The sequence below is a fragment of the Amycolatopsis sp. NPDC051106 genome (assembly GCF_040682775.1).
In the GTDB taxonomy this organism is placed as follows: domain Bacteria; phylum Actinomycetota; class Actinomycetes; order Mycobacteriales; family Pseudonocardiaceae; genus Amycolatopsis.
On record NZ_JBFBBQ010000046.1, the window covers coordinates 1 to 13056 of the forward strand.

Sequence of the window (13056 nt, forward strand, 5' to 3'; positions counted from 1 at the left end):
ACATCGCCCCCAACGCCCTGCTCGACGAAGAAGACCAGACCCACAACCACACCATCTGGCACCTCTCCGACGGCCCCGACGGCGCCAAGGGCACCAGCTGGACCACCGACGCCGGCATCGAATACCTGATGGACCCGAAGCCGCTCGGCGGGCCGGGCACCGCGCCGAAGCCGGACCCCGCGCTCTACGGCACCTACGCACCGCTGCAGGACGCCAAGGGCACCGCGAAAGCGAAGGCCAAGACCGTGAAGAAGTGACCATCGGGAAAGTGTTCCGGAGGTTCGCCCTCCGGAACACGTTCCCGGCGAAAGCTCCGTCTCGATGGCGGCCCACCTCGCGGACGCTGTCGCCGATCCGCCGTGTGTTCCCGGAAATAGCGGGAAGCCCGGCCGGGACACGAGGCACCCGGCGGAATCGAGGACCGGCCTGAAATGGTCGTTCGGAGCAGTCGCCGTCGCCGGGATCGCGGTGAGCACGGCCGTGGCCCGGCGGCGGACCGATGGCTCGGCGTGACCGTCAACCTGCCCCCGGAGCAGGTCGAAAACGACCCGCGGCTCAAGGAGGCGTTCGGGGCACTCGACGGCGACGCCGAGACGCGCCTGCGGCCGGCACCCGGCGGCCGGGGCACCGAACTGGCCGCGAAGCACAGCAGCACGGCCAGCGCTACGTCCCGATGCTGCTCGACCGGATGGCCCGCGGTGAGCTGTCCACCGCCCACCTGGCCACCCACCGCATGCCGCCGGCGGACGGCCCGCGTGCCTACGACCTGTTCAAGCACAAGAAGGACGACTGCCTGCGGGCTGTGCTCCACCCCGGTCGCTGACGTCGCCGCCACCAACGAAAGCGGGCTCGGCGCGCACTCCGTGAAGGAGAGCGCGCCGAGCCCGTGGCTCAGGACGAGCGCACGTTCTGCTGGGCCTCCTGGGCGCGATCGGTGACGTCGCCGGTCGCCGACCGGGCTTCGTCCTTGACCGTCGACGCGCTTTCCGCCGCCTCGGACCGCACCGACTCCGCGGCCTGCTGCACCGGCTCCCGCAGGTTCTCCTTGACCTCCTCGGCCACGTGCTTGGCCGCCGGTGCCACGTGCTCGCGGGCCAGGTCCGTCGCCTGGCCGGCCAGGCGGCGTTCCGGGTCGCTCGCGGGGATCAGGGACGACACCAGCCAGCCGGCGCCGAACGCGATCAGGCCGGCGGCCAGTGGGTTGCCCTGCGTGCCCCGGCGGATCGACGCCGGGGCGTCACCGACGACGTCGGCCGCGGAGCTCACCTTGTCGCTCGCCGTCGAGGCGACCGACCCGGCCTTGTCCCCCGCCGCCGACGCGTGGTCGGCGGCGGTTCCCATCACCCGGTCGCGGGCGCTGCCCAGCGCCGTGCGGACGCGGCCGACGCGGCGTTCGACGATGCGGCCGGGGCTCACCTTCTCGGTCAGCGCGTTCACGTCCGTGCTCAGATTCCGCTGGGTACCTTCGATTTCCCGGCGGATCCGGTCGGGTTCGGTCATGGTCGTCCACCTTTCAGGGCGTCGGGCACCTGCTGCAGGGTCTCGACGGTTCGCTCGGGTTTCGGGTTGATCCGGCGGAACGCGGCGCGGCCCGTCGCGTAGAGCACCGCGCCGGCGACCACCCACACCGCCGCGACGATCAGGGCGGCCCAGCCCTCGTCCATCACGTTCGCCAGGCCCTGCCACAGGGCCAAGGACAGGAACAGCACGACCATGTAGCCGGCAAACCCGGCGCCGCCGAACATGCCGGCGCCCTTCGCGGCTTTGGCCGCTTCGGTCTTGACTTCGGCTTTCGCCAGCTCGACTTCCTGCCGCACGAGCGTGGAAACGTCGTTCATCACGTTGGTCAGCAGCTCGCCGACCGAGGTGCCGGCGACGTCGACGGGTTCGTCCGCCCGCGAGGCGGGCCCGGGTGCCTGCGTCATCACGGCACCTGCCCGGGAGCGGAGAAGCGCGGGCTCGGCTGCGGGAGCGCGTCCGGCGGCTGAGGTGCGTTGTAGCCGCCGGGAGCGGCCGGAGCCGCGCCGGGGACGGCGGGTGCGCCCGGCTGCGGCCCGTTGTACCCACCCGGGGCCGCACCGGGGGCTCCCGGCCCGGACGCGGGGTAGCCGGGCTGCGGCGCGGGGTACCCGCCCGGCTGGGGCAGCGCGGGGGTCGCGGCCGGACCGGCGTGCGAAGGCGGTGCGGTCGCCTGGCCGTCCGCCGAGCCACCGGAATCTTCCTTCTGCTGGGCGACGACGCCTCGCGTCAGCCGGCCGACCAGCGCCCCGGCCACGGCCGCGCCCACGAGGAACGTGCCGGGACGGCGGCGGGCGAAGCGCCGCACCTCGTCGAGCAGGTCGCCGGGTTCGCGGTGCTCGAGCCAGTCCGCGACCGTGCGCGTCCGGTCGGACACCTGGCGCGCGACGTCGGCGGCCACGCCGGGAGAGTCGGTCTGCCCGGCCATCCGGTCGAGCTCTCCGGCCAGCTGGTGGAGGCTCTGCGCCGCCTTGCGCTGGCCGTCCCTGGCCTGCGTCTCCAGCTGCTCCCGGCCTTCGCGGAGCAGGTCGCGTGCTTCCCGCTGGGCGTGCGCGGCCACGTGTTTCACTTCGTCCGCGGCGGTGTGCGCGACTTCGCCACCCCGGTCGGCGGCGGTCGTCGCGACCTCGCGGGCTTCGTCCTTGGCTGCTTGCGGCTTCGACGGCGGTGACTGGCCGCCGGGTCCCTGGGTCATCTCGTCCTCCTTGCGCTGGAGACACTTTCCGGTGCCCGGTGCGCTCATCGGCTGCGTAGGGCGGCGGGCTACCCGGGAGGTTCCGGGATAAACCGCGCACGGATCGGCCCGAAGTTGCATCCGCGGACCGTGCGTAACAGGGGCGGCAGCGGGTATGCCCTTCCCTTCGAGCGACAAGACGCCGGTTCCCGGAGGTAGTGCACGGTGGCGTTCGACTGCGCGGACGAGGACTCGGGGCACTGGGCGGTCCTGGACATGACGGGGACGGACTCCACGGAGCTGTCGACAGCTCGCTGGTGGGCCGAAAAGAAGCTCGGCACCCTCGCCGAACCCGACCGGATCGACACCTTGATGGTCGTCGCGGAACTGCTGGACAACGCCTACCGGCACGGCGGCGGCCCCCGCCAGCTTCGGATCCGCTACCGGCACCGGCCCTGCGACGTCACCGTGGCCGTCATCGACGCCGGCACCGGGAAGCCGCGGCTGCGGGCCCCCGACCGGGGTGGCGGCCGCGGGCTGCTGATCGTGGACCGGTTGTGCGCCGGCTGGGGAGTGCGCCACCACGACGACGGCAAGCTCGTCTGGGCCCGCCTTCCCTGCACGGCACGCGAAGCGCAAGAGACCCCGTAGCCACCCTGGGTTTCCGGCGAGCGTGTATCCGGCGCCGGCCCGGGTATCTGCGCGCCGACCTGCTTTCCCGACGGCGGCGACGAGGTGCACGTCCGATGACCGACACGGCGGCCGGCCCGTTCCCATCCCCCATCGCCCGGCGTGGCGCGCCCCGCGCGGCTCGGCGATCCTGAAAACGCTGCGCACCACCGACCACAAGACGATCGGCGTGCCTTCTCCTACTGGCTCTACCTCTTCGGCGGCCTCATCGTCCTCTCCGGCTACCTCACCCCGGGCGGCCCACCCGACTTCGGCTGGACCGCCTACACCCCCCTGTCCAACGCCATCCACTCCCCCGGCATCGGCGGCGACCTCTGGATCGCCGGCCTGATCATCACCGGCCTCGGCACCATCCTCGGCGCGGTCAACATGATCACCACCGTGCTCCGCAGGTCCACCTCCGCCAGGACGGCGGTCACGTAGGCGGCGTCACCGAAGGTGCCGCCGAGCGTCTCGTCGAGCAGGCGCGCCTGCTCGTCGAGCCCGCCGCCCGCGTGCCGGACGGCCCGGTACGCCGCGACGGTCGTGGCGGCGAGCAGGCCGCTGCGCAGGTCGTGCCCCACCGCGTCGACGATGAGCAGCCGGGCGGTGTCCTCGGACAGCGCGTAGTCGAACGCGTCCCCGGCCACGGCGTGCCGCGGTTCGACGACGCCGCTGACCACGAACCCGTCGACCCCGGCGGTCAACGGCGGCAGGAGCGACCAGATCAGCTCGCCGGCGACCGTGCGCGACAGCCGGCGGCGCACGACGTCGAGGCCGTCGCCGTAGTTCGTCATCGCCACCACGAGGTGGCCGATCAGCGAGGCCGCCCACCGGCACTGCGTGCGCAGGCCGGGGTCGTACAGGTCGGTCACCGAGGCGACCTCGGCCGCCAGCACGCCGAGCCGCTCGACGCCGTCCAGCAGTGGCAGCCACAGCCGGGGCGGCTCGGTCTCCGCCGGGAGGATCTCCAGGCGCCGGTACGCCCGCCCGGCCAGCGTCGTGTCGATGTCCAGGGCGGTGGCCCCGGTCCGGTCGCCGGGCACCGGCCGCAGGGACCGCTGCTCGTAGTCGGCGAGGTAGACGGTCAGCCGGATCCGAGCGCCTCGCCCACGTCCGCGACCAGTGCCGGCAACCGCTCCGGCGGCGCCAGCTCCATGCCCTCCAGCAGCGTCGTCAACGCGGTCAGCGGGGCGCCGCGCGGCACCACCTCGCGGATCGTGCGGCTGTAGGACGCGCGCCGGTGCCAGGTCAGCTCGTCGAGGCGCTCGTTCACCACGTGCGCCACGATGTCGCGGTCCAGCCGCGCGCCGTGCAGGTAAGCCTCGACGTCGAGCTAGCCGAGGCTGCCACCCAGCTCGAAGTAGCGGAGCCACAGCTCTTCCGCGGTCAGTTCGCCCGGGCGAACGCGGAGGCGACCGCGCGCTGCTGGTGCCCGGCGTCCCGCTCGCTCACCGCCGGCGCCTCAGGGTCGTCCGGGTCAGGTCTTCGGCGGTCTTGACCAGCGACTGGCGGCTCTCCCGCGCGCTCTGTTCACGGTGTCGCGGCCCCGCACCGACGCTGCGAGCCGGGCGCTCGCACGGTTCGCGTCGGCGTGGGACTTCACGTTCGCCACCAGCACCGCGGCCTGCGTCGCGAACATGCCCAGCAGCGACTCCTCCCGCGAACCGTAGGCACGCGGCCGGTCGCCGTTAACCTTCAGCGCGCCCGGCCTGGTGTCCCCGGCGACCAGCGGTGCGCTCAGCGACGCCCGCAGCCCCAGGTCGTGCGCCCGGCGCGCCCAGTGCGGCCAGCGGGTGTCCCGGGCGAGGTCGTCCACCCGCACCACGGTGCGGTCGGTCCACGCCGGCAGGCAGGGGCCCGGTTCCGGTCTCGTACTGGATCCGGTCGGCCTGCTCGACGACTTCGTCCGTGGGAGCGGTCGTGACCCGCGCCCCGTGGGGATCGACCATGCTCAAGCCCGCGCCGGCGGTGCCCGGGAAGGTCTCCTTGGCCAGTTTGGTCACCAGCCGCAGCACCGAATCGACCGTCTCGGCCGACAGCAGCAGGCCGGCCATCCGGGCGAACACGGCCGCCGGCTCGTCGGTCAGCGGCAGTTCGGGATTCACGCGGCACCGCCTCCACCGGCCCCTCCGCCGACCGGGGTTACCCGGACGCCGGGTACCCGACCGGCCGATCACGGCGAGGTGCGGCGGCCCGCGATCGCCGGCCCGGACCAGGCGGAACAGGCTGCCCGCTCGCTTTCCTCCCCGGAAGCGAGGACCGTCGACCCCATGACCTCTTCCACGTCCCGTTCCGAGCCGGCGCGGGAGGACGCCGCGCGCCGCTTGCTGGAGCGCGTGCAGCTGCGGGCGGAGGCGAACGAGGCGGTCGGCATCCTCCAGGTCTGGCACGCGTGCCGGCGTGACCAGGCCCGCGACGACCTCGACGTCACCGGGACCGCCGGGGGCCAGGAGGGCGAGGCCCGCCGGATCATCGCGGTGGTGAACGACGCCGCGGACGGCCGGGCCGACCCCGACGCCCGCTGGGACTGAACCCGTCCGGTCCGCCCGGCTCCGGTGCCGGGTCGATGCCGCGGTCGGTCCCCACGCGGGCGACGTCCGCCGGACCGGGCCGAGCGGTCCCGGACCGCCCGCAGTTCTCCGGCCCCCTCCCCGGTCTCGAACGCCTCCGCCCGGAGCTCCCGTAGTGCAGTTCTTCCCACGCCGCCGCCCAGTCCACGCTCGCCGCGCCCAGGTCCTGCCCCCGCGAGCTCCCGGGGCCGTGATGGCCGGACCGTCGAGGGGCGGTCTCCGCCACCGCGCCCGCGCCCAGTCGGGCGCCAGAGCTGCTCACGGCGTCGACCGTCCGCTACCTCCGCGGCCAGATCCTGCCCGCGAGTTGGCGCGCACCGTGATGGCCGCGTCGAACCGGAGCCGTTTCGCCGCGCCGGCCGGGGGAATCCACCGCGCGGAGGTGAGCGTCGATGAGCGACCGGATCGGGGACGGGGCCGCCGGACTCGCGGGCAAGGCGGAGGAGATCGCCGGGCAGGCGACCGGGAACGAGCGTTGGGTCGCCGAGGGAAAACGCGAGCAGGACGCGGCACGCGAACCGGCCGCGCCCGGGGAATCCGCCGAAGACCCGGACCAGGAACCGACGGGGTAGGACCGCCGCTCAGGTGAGGTCGAGGAAGGTCTTCCCCCGAGATCGCGGGTAGCCGTGCGGGCGATTCCCGACCGCGCACGATCGGAAGGAAACGAAGATGTCCGAACAGGATGCCGTCCGCTCGGAACAGCAGGAACAGCTCGAACTGGACGACGACCGCGCACCGGATGGCCTCGACTCCCGCGCCTGGGAACGGGAAAACCCGGAGGCCGGCTCGGCGGCGCAGCGTCCGATTCAGCTCGAACCGGTCGGCGGCGACGGCCCGCCGGTCGACACCGAGCCCGACGAGGTGGCCGTCGACGCCGGTCCGGCCCCGGCCGCCGGGCCCGAACAGGGTGCACTGCACGTCGAGGACGAGCCGCGCTGATCCCTGCCGGGCCACGCCGCCCGCGGCCGCGTAGAGCCGTCCGGGACCACCCGGCCCGTCAGCCGCCGCGCTGGACGACCGCCGTGGTCAGGGTCGCCGCGATCAGTTCGAGGTCGCGGTCGGTGACCTCCGCCGCGTCGGCCAGCCGGTGCCGCAGCTCGTCGCGGGTGATCACGTCACTGGCTCCGGCGGTCTCCGCGCCGGCGGGTTCGACGCGGATCCGGCCCCCGGTCAGCACCAGCACCGGGTCGGGTATCGGCGACGCGAGCAGCTCGCGCAGGTCGTCGGCGGTCACTTTCAGCATCGGTTCCTCCGGTTCGTCGAGCGACCCGGGTACCCGGCGCGGCCGTGGAGAACCGTCGACGTCAGGGGTACCGGCGTCCGTGGCGAATGCGTTGCCCGCCGCCCGGCGAGTGCGGGGTTAGCGCACCTGCTGCCGGGTATGTCCGGCGCGAAGCCAGACCACCCCCGGAAGGAAAGCCATGTCGACAGGTACCCCCACCCGCACCGGCCGCACCGCCGGTCAGCTCGCCGCGACCGTCGTCGCGGTCGTCTTCCTGCTCGTCGGCGTCCTCGGGTTCGTCCCCGGGATCACCACGAACTACGACCAGCTGAGCTTCGCCGGGCACGACTCCATGGCCATGCTGCTCGGCGTGTTCATGGTGTCCGTGCTGCACAACATCGTCCACCTGCTCTTCGGCGTCGTCGGCCTCGCCGCGGCCCGCACCCCGCGCGGCGCGTTCCTGTACCTGGTCGTCGGCGGCGTCGTCTACCTGGTGCTGTGGCTCTACGGGTTGCTGATCAACCACGACAGCGACGCCAACTTCGTCCCGGTCAACGGCGCCGACAACTGGCTCCACCTCGGCCTCGGGATCGGGATGATCGCGCTCGGCCTGCTCACCGGCCGGACCGCGCGAGGCGCCCGGGGGCCGCGGACCACCGCGTGATCCCGGTTCCCCGAACGGAACGCGGACGCCGGGGCGGGCAAGCGCTCGTCCCGGCGTCCGCATCCCGGGAGCCGTTGCCCGGCAACGGGTTGAGCACCACCATCAGGGCGATCCCGCGACGGCGCCCGTCCTGCGCAGCTCGCGCCCGCGCCGGGCGTACCACTGCGCGGCGATCACCGCGGCCAGCGCCAACTCGGCCAGATCGCCCCCGTAGTACATGACTTCCGCGGCGATCCGCGCATCGGCGTCCGCGAGCGCGACACCGGGTGGCGGCGCCAGGTACAGCGTCTTGGCCAGCACGGCGTGCGCCGCCGCGGCGGCCACGAGCGTCGCGGCCCGCAGGGCCGCCCCGTACCGGTGCCGCACCGGATCCAGCTGGCACAGCGAAGCCGCGAACAGCACGCCGACCAGGAACACGTGCAGCTGCACCACCCCGTGCAGCCAGGGATTCCGTTCCGTCGCGGCGTAGAGCCCGGTCCGGTAGAGCACCCACAAGCCGCACGCCTCCAGGAGGGCCGCCACGGGCGGGAACACCAGGACGGCGGCGAACCGTGACGTCAGCACCCGCTTGAGCCGGCGTCGCGCCCGCGTCGGTGCGGCACGCAGCAGCACCGTCGCCGGCCGGCTCAGCACCAGGAGCACGGGCGCGATCATGCCCAGCAGCACGTGCTGCACCATGTGCCCGGCGAACCCCGGCACCCCGCCCGCACCCAGGACCACGACCCCACCCGCCGCGAACGCCAGGTCGCGCGCCACCGGCCAGCGGTCCCCGCGCCGACGGAGCCGCGCGGTGCCCGTTTCGTAAGCGACGACGGCGATCAGGACGACCGGGGCGGTGTGGTGCAGCACCGTCAGGCCGTCCTGGACCGCGCGGAGCGGAGCAACCACACCCCCGCGGCCAGCAGGACGACCGCGACGACGTTCCACGTCCAGTCGTACGGCGCGAGGTCGACGTCGTAGCGGATCTGGTGCAGGCCCAGCAGCTTGTGCTGGATCGTGCCGTCGTAGAGCTGGAACGCCCCGGCGGCGGCGAGGATCCCGCCGGCCGTGGCCCGGCCGGAAAGCCGGTCGCCGCGGCGCAGGTCGGCCACCACCACGAAGCCCAGGACGAGCGCGACCCAGCCGAAGGCGTGGAACAGCCCGTCGGAGACCAGGCCGGCGTCCGTCGTCGAGCGGTCGTAGAAGTGGTGCCAGTGCAGCAATTGGTGGAACACCGTCTCGTCGGCGAAGGCCGCGACCCCGACGCCGATCGCGGCGCCGGCCCAGCCGGACCGGGCGCGGCGGACTTCGCGGCGTACGGGGACTTCGTGGCTCACAGGGCCAGCACCTCGCCGCGCTGCAGCAGGTGCACTTCGGTGCGCGGTTTCCGGATCCGGACCTCCTGCAGGAAGTTCGACACCGGCGACCGGAAGAGGCCGTAGTCGTCGAAGTGCACCGGCACGGCTCGCCGCGGCTCCAGCAGGTTCAGCAGGTCGACGCCGCCGCGGTGGTCCAGCGTGACCAGCACGCCGAAAGCACGCGTGCCGCCCAGGTGCACCACGGCCAGGTCGAGGTCGGGGAACCGGTCGCGGATCGTGCCCAGCTCGTCGTGGAGGACGGTGTCGCCGCTGAGGTAGATCCGCAGCGGGTCCGCTTCCGGGGTGGCCCGGTACTCAAGCACGCTGCCCATCACCGGGGGCAGGACGCGGTCGAGGACGCCGGGGCCGTGCCGGGCGGGCACCGAAGTGACCGTCAGCCGGGCGTCGCCGTCGGAGAACGACTCGGAGTGCCACGTGGGCAGCGGGAGCGGCGCGTGGAACCCGCGGCGTTGCAGCCGGGCGGCCGCGTGCCCGGTGGTCAGGATCGGGACGTCCCGGGGCAGTTCCCGGGACGCGACGCGGTCGAAGTGGTCGCCGTGCAGGTGCGACAGCACCACCGCCGTCAAGGGCGGGAGATCCCGCGGCTGCAGCGCGGGTTCCGTCCGCCGTCGCGAGAACAGGCCTTGGCCGAAGTACGACCATTGCCCGCGGTGCAGGAAGTTCGGATCGGTGAGCAAGGTGAACGGCCCCAGCCGGAGCAGCGTGGTGGCCGTGCCGACGAAGGTCAGCGAGTCCCCCGAGGGCAGGTCGAGCGGAGACATCGGTGTGCTCCTTTCGCGCCGGAGCAGGGCGGCTACCCCGGCCTGAGCGGGGTAACCGCCTCCTCGGGGCGAGCGGGGTCCGGCGATGACGTGAACGACCCTTTCACCTCATCTGGCGAGGTGAAAGGGTCGTTCACGGCGTCCGCGCCGCGGCGATCCGGCCGTGGTTCAGAGGCGCTGCTTGAGCAGCTGCTTGCCTTGCTCGGCGCCCTTCTGGCTTTCTCCTTGCGCCCGGCGGAAGAACTCCGCCAGCTCGGTGTCGCCGTCTCGCTCGGCGTCCTGCGCGTAGGTCTCCATGCGCAGCGCGTTGCTCAGGCACGCTTCCGTGAACCAGATGAGGTTGTAGTCCTTGTCGCGCGTTCCGGTCGTCTGGCCGGTTTCGGTGGTCGACACGACGACTCCTCTCGTTGGGGGGTGCGCGGCCGGGTACCCGCCGGGTGGGCCCCTACACCGGGTTTCGCGGGCGCGTGGCGGGGAAGCCATCCGGTGCCACCGAAGAAGGGAGCGGCGATGCCCGGACGCGACGACCTGCCCAGCACGCTGCTGCGTTCCCCGCGCAAGGCCCAGGACACCTGGGTCGCGGCGCACGACTCCGCGCTCGAGACCTACGGGCCGGGGCGCCGGGCGCAGCAGACCGCGTACGCCGCGGTGAAGCACTCGTTCGAGAAGGTCGGCGACCACTGGGAACCGAAGCCGCGCCGTGGCCCGTCCGACGACCAGGCGGCCGGCGGCGCGGGGCAGCGCGAGCGGCCGACCCACGGAGGTGTCGACGCCCGCGCCGGCAAGACGCACCTCTACGAGCGGGCCAAGCAGCTCGGCATCCCCGGGCGGTCCCGGATGTCGAAGGAAGAATTGGTTGAGGCGCTGGAGAAGGCAAGCCGCCGCGAAACCGCGCGAGCCCGGAAGTAGCCCGACACCACCGGCTCGCGGAGACGGGGCAGCTCGCCGTGGTCAGGTCGCCCAGAGGGCCGGTTCGGGAGCTGCCGCGCGTGAACCACCCGACCGGCCGACACCCACCGGGAAGACCGCGTCAACGTTCACCGGGCCAACGCGGACACCGCGCACAGGGCCGCCCAGCCCGTCGCGAAGGCGGCGACCTTCCGGCGCGCCGCGCGGTCCGGCAGGGAAAGCCCGAAGATCAGCGCGTCGGAGAGGTCGGCGGCCACCCGTCCCGCGACGGCCAGCCGCAGGGGCCGGCCGGGCGGAGCGGCCATCATCACGACGCCGATGACGACGTCGCGGGCGCCGATCCCGCCGATCAGCGGGCGGACGCCCGGTGGGACCTCGCCGGTCGCGGTGGTCAGCCCGCACGGTTTCGCGAGCAGGCGTGGTGCCGCGATGATCGCGAGGCTGTAGGCCGTGGTGGCCCCACCGAGGATGCGGGTGAGCAGCGGCATGACGGCCTCCTCGGCCGATCGGGGGTGATCCGGCGACGGTGTACCCGGCGACCGGTCCGGGAAACGCCTTGACGGGCAAGGGAATCACCCGCGGAGGTCCGGGCGGCGACGGCCCGCACGACCGAGTACGGCGAACCCGGCCGCCGGGCCGGTACGTGGTCGCCGACGGCGGTCCGGGCATCGGCCACGGACCCGGACTCGCCTCGGCAGTGGTCAGCGCGCCGGGCACCCGTCCTCGCCGGTTCGGTTCGGGAAGAACTCGAACCGCCCGCGCCGACCACTCGCCCTCGCCACCTCGATCCCCACAAAGACCCGAACCAGCCACACCGGACACGCCCCCGCCACCTCGGCCCCCGCAAGAACACGAACCGGCCGCGCCGGCCCTCTCCGTGGCGTCGGCGGCCGGGTGATGCCGAGAGGTGTGAGCGTCGCGAAAAGTGGGTAGTAGTGAGCGTGCGCAAGATCATCGGTGGCCTGGCCACCGTCGCGTTGCTGATTTCGACGGCCGCCTGCGGCGCCGCCGACGCACCCGACGCCGAAGCGGCCGCTCGGCACTTCGTCACCGCTGCCGCGGCGGGCTCGGACACCGAGACCTGCGCCTTGCTCGCCCCGCGGGCCCGCGACGCCCTCGGCCCCGCCGGGTGCGGGCCGGTGCTCGCCGAACTGCCCCACGCTCCCGTCGTGTCCGTCTCGGCCTGGGGCGACGAAGCCCAGGCCCGCTCCACGGCCGACACCCTGTTCCTGCACGACTTCCCCGACGGCTGGCGCGTCACCGGCGCCGGCTGCCGTCCCCGCAACGAGCAGGTCTACGACTGCACGGTCGGTGGACGATGAAGGCCCGGCCGGTCTTCGCCGCCTACCTGGTCCTGGTCCTCGCCGGGCTGGCGTACTTCATCCTGATCGGGGCGCTGGGCCGATGAGCATCCGGACCTTCGCCCGCGACAACGGCCTCTCCCTCGCCTTCGGCGGCCTGTTCCTGATCAGCCTCGCCGGTCAGACCTGGTCCGGCCTCGCCGACTTCAACGACCGGCAACTCGCCCACGGCACCCAGCCGATCGGGCTGCTCGACTACCTCACCTCGTCGTCGTTCGCCGTCGACGTCGCCGAGAACTGGCAATCCGAATACCTGCAGTTCTTCCTCTACGTCTTCGCCACCGTCTGGCTGGTGCAGCGCGGCTCCCCCGAGTCCAAGCCCCTGGCCAGGGCCGGGCCGGAAAGCGATCAGGACCAGCTGCTCGGGCGCCACGTGCACAGCGGCTCACCGCGGTGGGCGAAAGCGGGCGGCTGGCGGACCGCCGTGTTCGCGCGCTCCCTGGGCCTGGTCATGGCCGGGATCTTCCTGCTTTCCTGGCTCGCCCAGTCCGTGGCCGGGGTGAGCGCGTACAACGCGGAGCAGCTGAGCGACTTCGGCGACCCGGTCTCCTGGGGCGGGTACCTCGTATCGGCCGACTTCTGGAACCGGACGCTGCAGAACTGGCAGTCCGAGTTCCTCGCCATCGGTTCGATGGCGGTGTTCAGCGTCTACCTGCGCCAGCGCGGCTCCCCGGAGTCCAAACCGGTCGGCGCGGAACACGGCGTCACGGACGAATCGGGCTGAAGGCCCCCATTGCGCACCTGGCCGGAAAGCCTCGCTGCCGTAAGTCGCTGGTGATCTCGTAACGTTACTCGTGATTATTTCTCCACATTCACTGAATCGGGTGGAACTGGCGATTGCTGCTAT

20 protein-coding genes and 3 pseudogenes are annotated in these 13056 nt (G+C 73.1%); 11 read left to right on the forward strand and 12 right to left on the reverse strand.

Annotated features, from left to right (window positions below; all coding sequences use genetic code 11):
- Both AB0M83_RS29355 and AB0M83_RS29360 read left to right on the forward strand, forming a co-directional pair.
- A pseudogene (locus AB0M83_RS29355) lies at positions 1-257 on the forward strand (catalase); the annotation flags it as partial.
- Between the two features lie 416 nt (positions 258-673).
- Positions 674-823 (forward strand): hypothetical protein, encoded by a 150-nt coding sequence (locus AB0M83_RS29360; RefSeq protein WP_364521633.1) that lies wholly within the window; start codon positions 674-676, stop codon positions 821-823.
- Between the two features lie 68 nt (positions 824-891).
- Here the strand turns inward: AB0M83_RS29360 and AB0M83_RS29365 are convergent, their stop codons facing one another.
- The 3 genes from AB0M83_RS29365 to AB0M83_RS29375 are packed head-to-tail and all read right to left on the reverse strand — an operon-like array spanning position 892 to position 2713.
- Positions 892-1500, reverse strand: coding sequence for a DUF3618 domain-containing protein (locus AB0M83_RS29365; protein WP_364521634.1), 609 nt, complete (start codon positions 1498-1500; stop codon positions 892-894).
- Positions 1497-1925 (reverse strand): phage holin family protein, encoded by a 429-nt coding sequence (locus tag AB0M83_RS29370; RefSeq protein ID WP_364521635.1) that lies wholly within the window; start codon positions 1923-1925, stop codon positions 1497-1499. The genes AB0M83_RS29365 and AB0M83_RS29370 overlap by 4 nt, the downstream gene beginning before the upstream one ends.
- The gene (locus AB0M83_RS29375; RefSeq protein ID WP_364521636.1) at positions 1925-2713 is read right to left on the reverse strand and encodes a hypothetical protein; all 789 of its coding nucleotides are present in this window, start codon (positions 2711-2713) and stop codon (positions 1925-1927) included. Before AB0M83_RS29375 ends, AB0M83_RS29370 begins: the two co-directional genes overlap by 1 nt.
- Positions 2714-2917: 204 nt before the next feature.
- Between AB0M83_RS29375 and AB0M83_RS29380 the strand changes: the two genes are divergently transcribed.
- Positions 2918-3343 (forward strand): ATP-binding protein, encoded by a 426-nt coding sequence (locus AB0M83_RS29380; RefSeq protein ID WP_364521637.1) that lies wholly within the window; start codon positions 2918-2920, stop codon positions 3341-3343.
- A gap of 210 nt (positions 3344-3553) precedes the next feature.
- Positions 3554-3769: pseudogene (locus AB0M83_RS29385) on the forward strand (cbb3-type cytochrome c oxidase subunit I); the annotation flags it as partial.
- Between the two features lie 32 nt (positions 3770-3801).
- Here AB0M83_RS29385 and AB0M83_RS29390 read toward each other — a convergent pair.
- The 3 genes and pseudogenes from AB0M83_RS29390 to AB0M83_RS29400 all read right to left on the reverse strand — a co-directional run.
- Positions 3802-4158 (reverse strand): annotated as a pseudogene (locus AB0M83_RS29390) (serine/threonine-protein phosphatase); the annotation flags it as partial.
- A 290-nt stretch (positions 4159-4448) separates the two neighbouring features.
- The gene (locus AB0M83_RS29395) at positions 4449-4640 is read right to left on the reverse strand and encodes a hypothetical protein (protein WP_364521638.1); all 192 of its coding nucleotides are present in this window, start codon (positions 4638-4640) and stop codon (positions 4449-4451) included.
- Positions 4641-4841: 201 nt separating this feature from the next.
- Positions 4842-5306 (reverse strand): GAF domain-containing protein, encoded by a 465-nt coding sequence (locus tag AB0M83_RS29400; RefSeq protein WP_364521717.1) that lies wholly within the window; start codon positions 5304-5306, stop codon positions 4842-4844.
- A 328-nt stretch (positions 5307-5634) separates the two neighbouring features.
- Here AB0M83_RS29400 and AB0M83_RS29405 point away from each other — a divergent pair, with 328 nt between their 5' ends.
- From AB0M83_RS29405 to AB0M83_RS29415, 3 genes are all read left to right on the forward strand, one after another.
- A complete protein-coding gene (locus tag AB0M83_RS29405; RefSeq protein WP_364521639.1) occupies positions 5635-5895 on the forward strand; it encodes a hypothetical protein in 261 nt (86 codons plus the stop codon).
- 431 nt (positions 5896-6326) lie between these two features.
- Entirely contained in the window at positions 6327-6506 is a 180-nt protein-coding gene (locus AB0M83_RS29410) for a CsbD family protein (protein WP_364521640.1), read from the forward strand.
- 97 nt (positions 6507-6603) lie between these two features.
- Positions 6604-6873, forward strand: coding sequence for a hypothetical protein (locus AB0M83_RS29415; RefSeq protein ID WP_364521641.1), 270 nt, complete (start codon positions 6604-6606; stop codon positions 6871-6873).
- 58 nt (positions 6874-6931) lie between these two features.
- On the opposite strand, the gene AB0M83_RS29420 is transcribed toward AB0M83_RS29415, so the two are convergent.
- Positions 6932-7177 (reverse strand): hypothetical protein, encoded by a 246-nt coding sequence (locus AB0M83_RS29420; RefSeq protein ID WP_364521642.1) that lies wholly within the window; start codon positions 7175-7177, stop codon positions 6932-6934.
- Positions 7178-7355: 178 nt separating this feature from the next.
- Between AB0M83_RS29420 and AB0M83_RS29425 the strand changes: the two genes are divergently transcribed.
- Positions 7356-7820 carry a DUF4383 domain-containing protein gene (locus AB0M83_RS29425; protein ID WP_364521643.1) on the forward strand — a complete coding sequence of 155 codons (465 nt, stop codon included), beginning with the start codon at positions 7356-7358 and terminating at the stop codon, positions 7818-7820.
- A gap of 102 nt (positions 7821-7922) precedes the next feature.
- Here the strand turns inward: AB0M83_RS29425 and AB0M83_RS29430 are convergent, their stop codons facing one another.
- The 4 genes from AB0M83_RS29430 to AB0M83_RS29445 form a co-directional block, all read right to left on the reverse strand.
- Positions 7923-8708: a cytochrome c oxidase assembly protein gene (locus AB0M83_RS29430; RefSeq protein WP_364521644.1), complete on the reverse strand. Its 786-nt coding sequence runs from the start codon at positions 8706-8708 to the stop codon at positions 7923-7925.
- The gene (locus AB0M83_RS29435) at positions 8672-9136 is read right to left on the reverse strand and encodes a DUF2243 domain-containing protein (protein ID WP_364521645.1); all 465 of its coding nucleotides are present in this window, start codon (positions 9134-9136) and stop codon (positions 8672-8674) included. Before AB0M83_RS29435 ends, AB0M83_RS29430 begins: the two co-directional genes overlap by 37 nt.
- Complete coding sequence (locus AB0M83_RS29440) at positions 9133-9939, reverse strand: MBL fold metallo-hydrolase (protein ID WP_364521646.1); 807 nt, start codon at positions 9937-9939, stop codon at positions 9133-9135. Before AB0M83_RS29440 ends, AB0M83_RS29435 begins: the two co-directional genes overlap by 4 nt.
- 168 nt (positions 9940-10107) lie before the next feature.
- Positions 10108-10332 (reverse strand): hypothetical protein, encoded by a 225-nt coding sequence (locus AB0M83_RS29445; protein ID WP_364521647.1) that lies wholly within the window; start codon positions 10330-10332, stop codon positions 10108-10110.
- Positions 10333-10449: 117 nt separating this feature from the next.
- Between AB0M83_RS29445 and AB0M83_RS29450 the strand changes: the two genes are divergently transcribed.
- Positions 10450-10848: a ChaB family protein gene (locus AB0M83_RS29450; RefSeq protein ID WP_364521648.1), complete on the forward strand. Its 399-nt coding sequence runs from the start codon at positions 10450-10452 to the stop codon at positions 10846-10848.
- A gap of 128 nt (positions 10849-10976) precedes the next feature.
- On the opposite strand, the gene AB0M83_RS29455 is transcribed toward AB0M83_RS29450, so the two are convergent.
- Positions 10977-11336, reverse strand: a complete 360-nt coding sequence (locus tag AB0M83_RS29455; RefSeq protein ID WP_364521649.1) for a hypothetical protein — start codon at positions 11334-11336, stop codon at positions 10977-10979.
- A 447-nt stretch (positions 11337-11783) separates the two neighbouring features.
- On the opposite strand from AB0M83_RS29455, the gene AB0M83_RS29460 reads away from it, so the two are divergent.
- Together AB0M83_RS29460 and AB0M83_RS29465 are read left to right on the forward strand one after the other, a co-directional pair.
- On the forward strand, positions 11784-12170 hold the full coding sequence (locus tag AB0M83_RS29460; protein WP_364521650.1) for a hypothetical protein: 387 nt from the start codon (positions 11784-11786) through the stop codon (positions 12168-12170).
- Positions 12171-12252: 82 nt separating this feature from the next.
- Positions 12253-12933 (forward strand): DUF6766 family protein, encoded by a 681-nt coding sequence (locus tag AB0M83_RS29465; protein ID WP_364521651.1) that lies wholly within the window; start codon positions 12253-12255, stop codon positions 12931-12933.
- Positions 12934-13056: the final 123 nt, after the last annotated feature.

Excerpts from the sequence above, each read along its gene's own strand:
- AB0M83_RS29360 (WP_364521633.1), top strand. The coding sequence starts at position 674 with ATGCTGCTCGACCGGATGGCCCGCGGTGAGCTGTCCACCGCCCACCTG.
- AB0M83_RS29420 (WP_364521642.1), bottom strand. The coding sequence starts at position 7,177 with ATGCTGAAAGTGACCGCCGACGACCTGCGCGAGCTGCTCGCGTCGCCG.
- AB0M83_RS29455 (WP_364521649.1), bottom strand. The coding sequence starts at position 11,336 with ATGCCGCTGCTCACCCGCATCCTCGGTGGGGCCACCACGGCCTACAGC.
- AB0M83_RS29465 (WP_364521651.1), top strand. The coding sequence starts at position 12,253 with ATGAGCATCCGGACCTTCGCCCGCGACAACGGCCTCTCCCTCGCCTTC.
- AB0M83_RS29415 (WP_364521641.1), top strand. The coding sequence starts at position 6,604 with ATGTCCGAACAGGATGCCGTCCGCTCGGAACAGCAGGAACAGCTCGAA.
- AB0M83_RS29410 (WP_364521640.1), top strand. The coding sequence starts at position 6,327 with ATGAGCGACCGGATCGGGGACGGGGCCGCCGGACTCGCGGGCAAGGCG.
- AB0M83_RS29425 (WP_364521643.1), top strand. The coding sequence starts at position 7,356 with ATGTCGACAGGTACCCCCACCCGCACCGGCCGCACCGCCGGTCAGCTC.
- AB0M83_RS29450 (WP_364521648.1), top strand. The coding sequence starts at position 10,450 with ATGCCCGGACGCGACGACCTGCCCAGCACGCTGCTGCGTTCCCCGCGC.
- AB0M83_RS29405 (WP_364521639.1), top strand. The coding sequence starts at position 5,635 with ATGACCTCTTCCACGTCCCGTTCCGAGCCGGCGCGGGAGGACGCCGCG.
- AB0M83_RS29370 (WP_364521635.1), bottom strand. The coding sequence starts at position 1,925 with ATGACGCAGGCACCCGGGCCCGCCTCGCGGGCGGACGAACCCGTCGAC.
- AB0M83_RS29365 (WP_364521634.1), bottom strand. The coding sequence starts at position 1,500 with ATGACCGAACCCGACCGGATCCGCCGGGAAATCGAAGGTACCCAGCGG.
- AB0M83_RS29440 (WP_364521646.1), bottom strand. The coding sequence starts at position 9,939 with ATGTCTCCGCTCGACCTGCCCTCGGGGGACTCGCTGACCTTCGTCGGC.
- AB0M83_RS29375 (WP_364521636.1), bottom strand. The coding sequence starts at position 2,713 with ATGACCCAGGGACCCGGCGGCCAGTCACCGCCGTCGAAGCCGCAAGCA.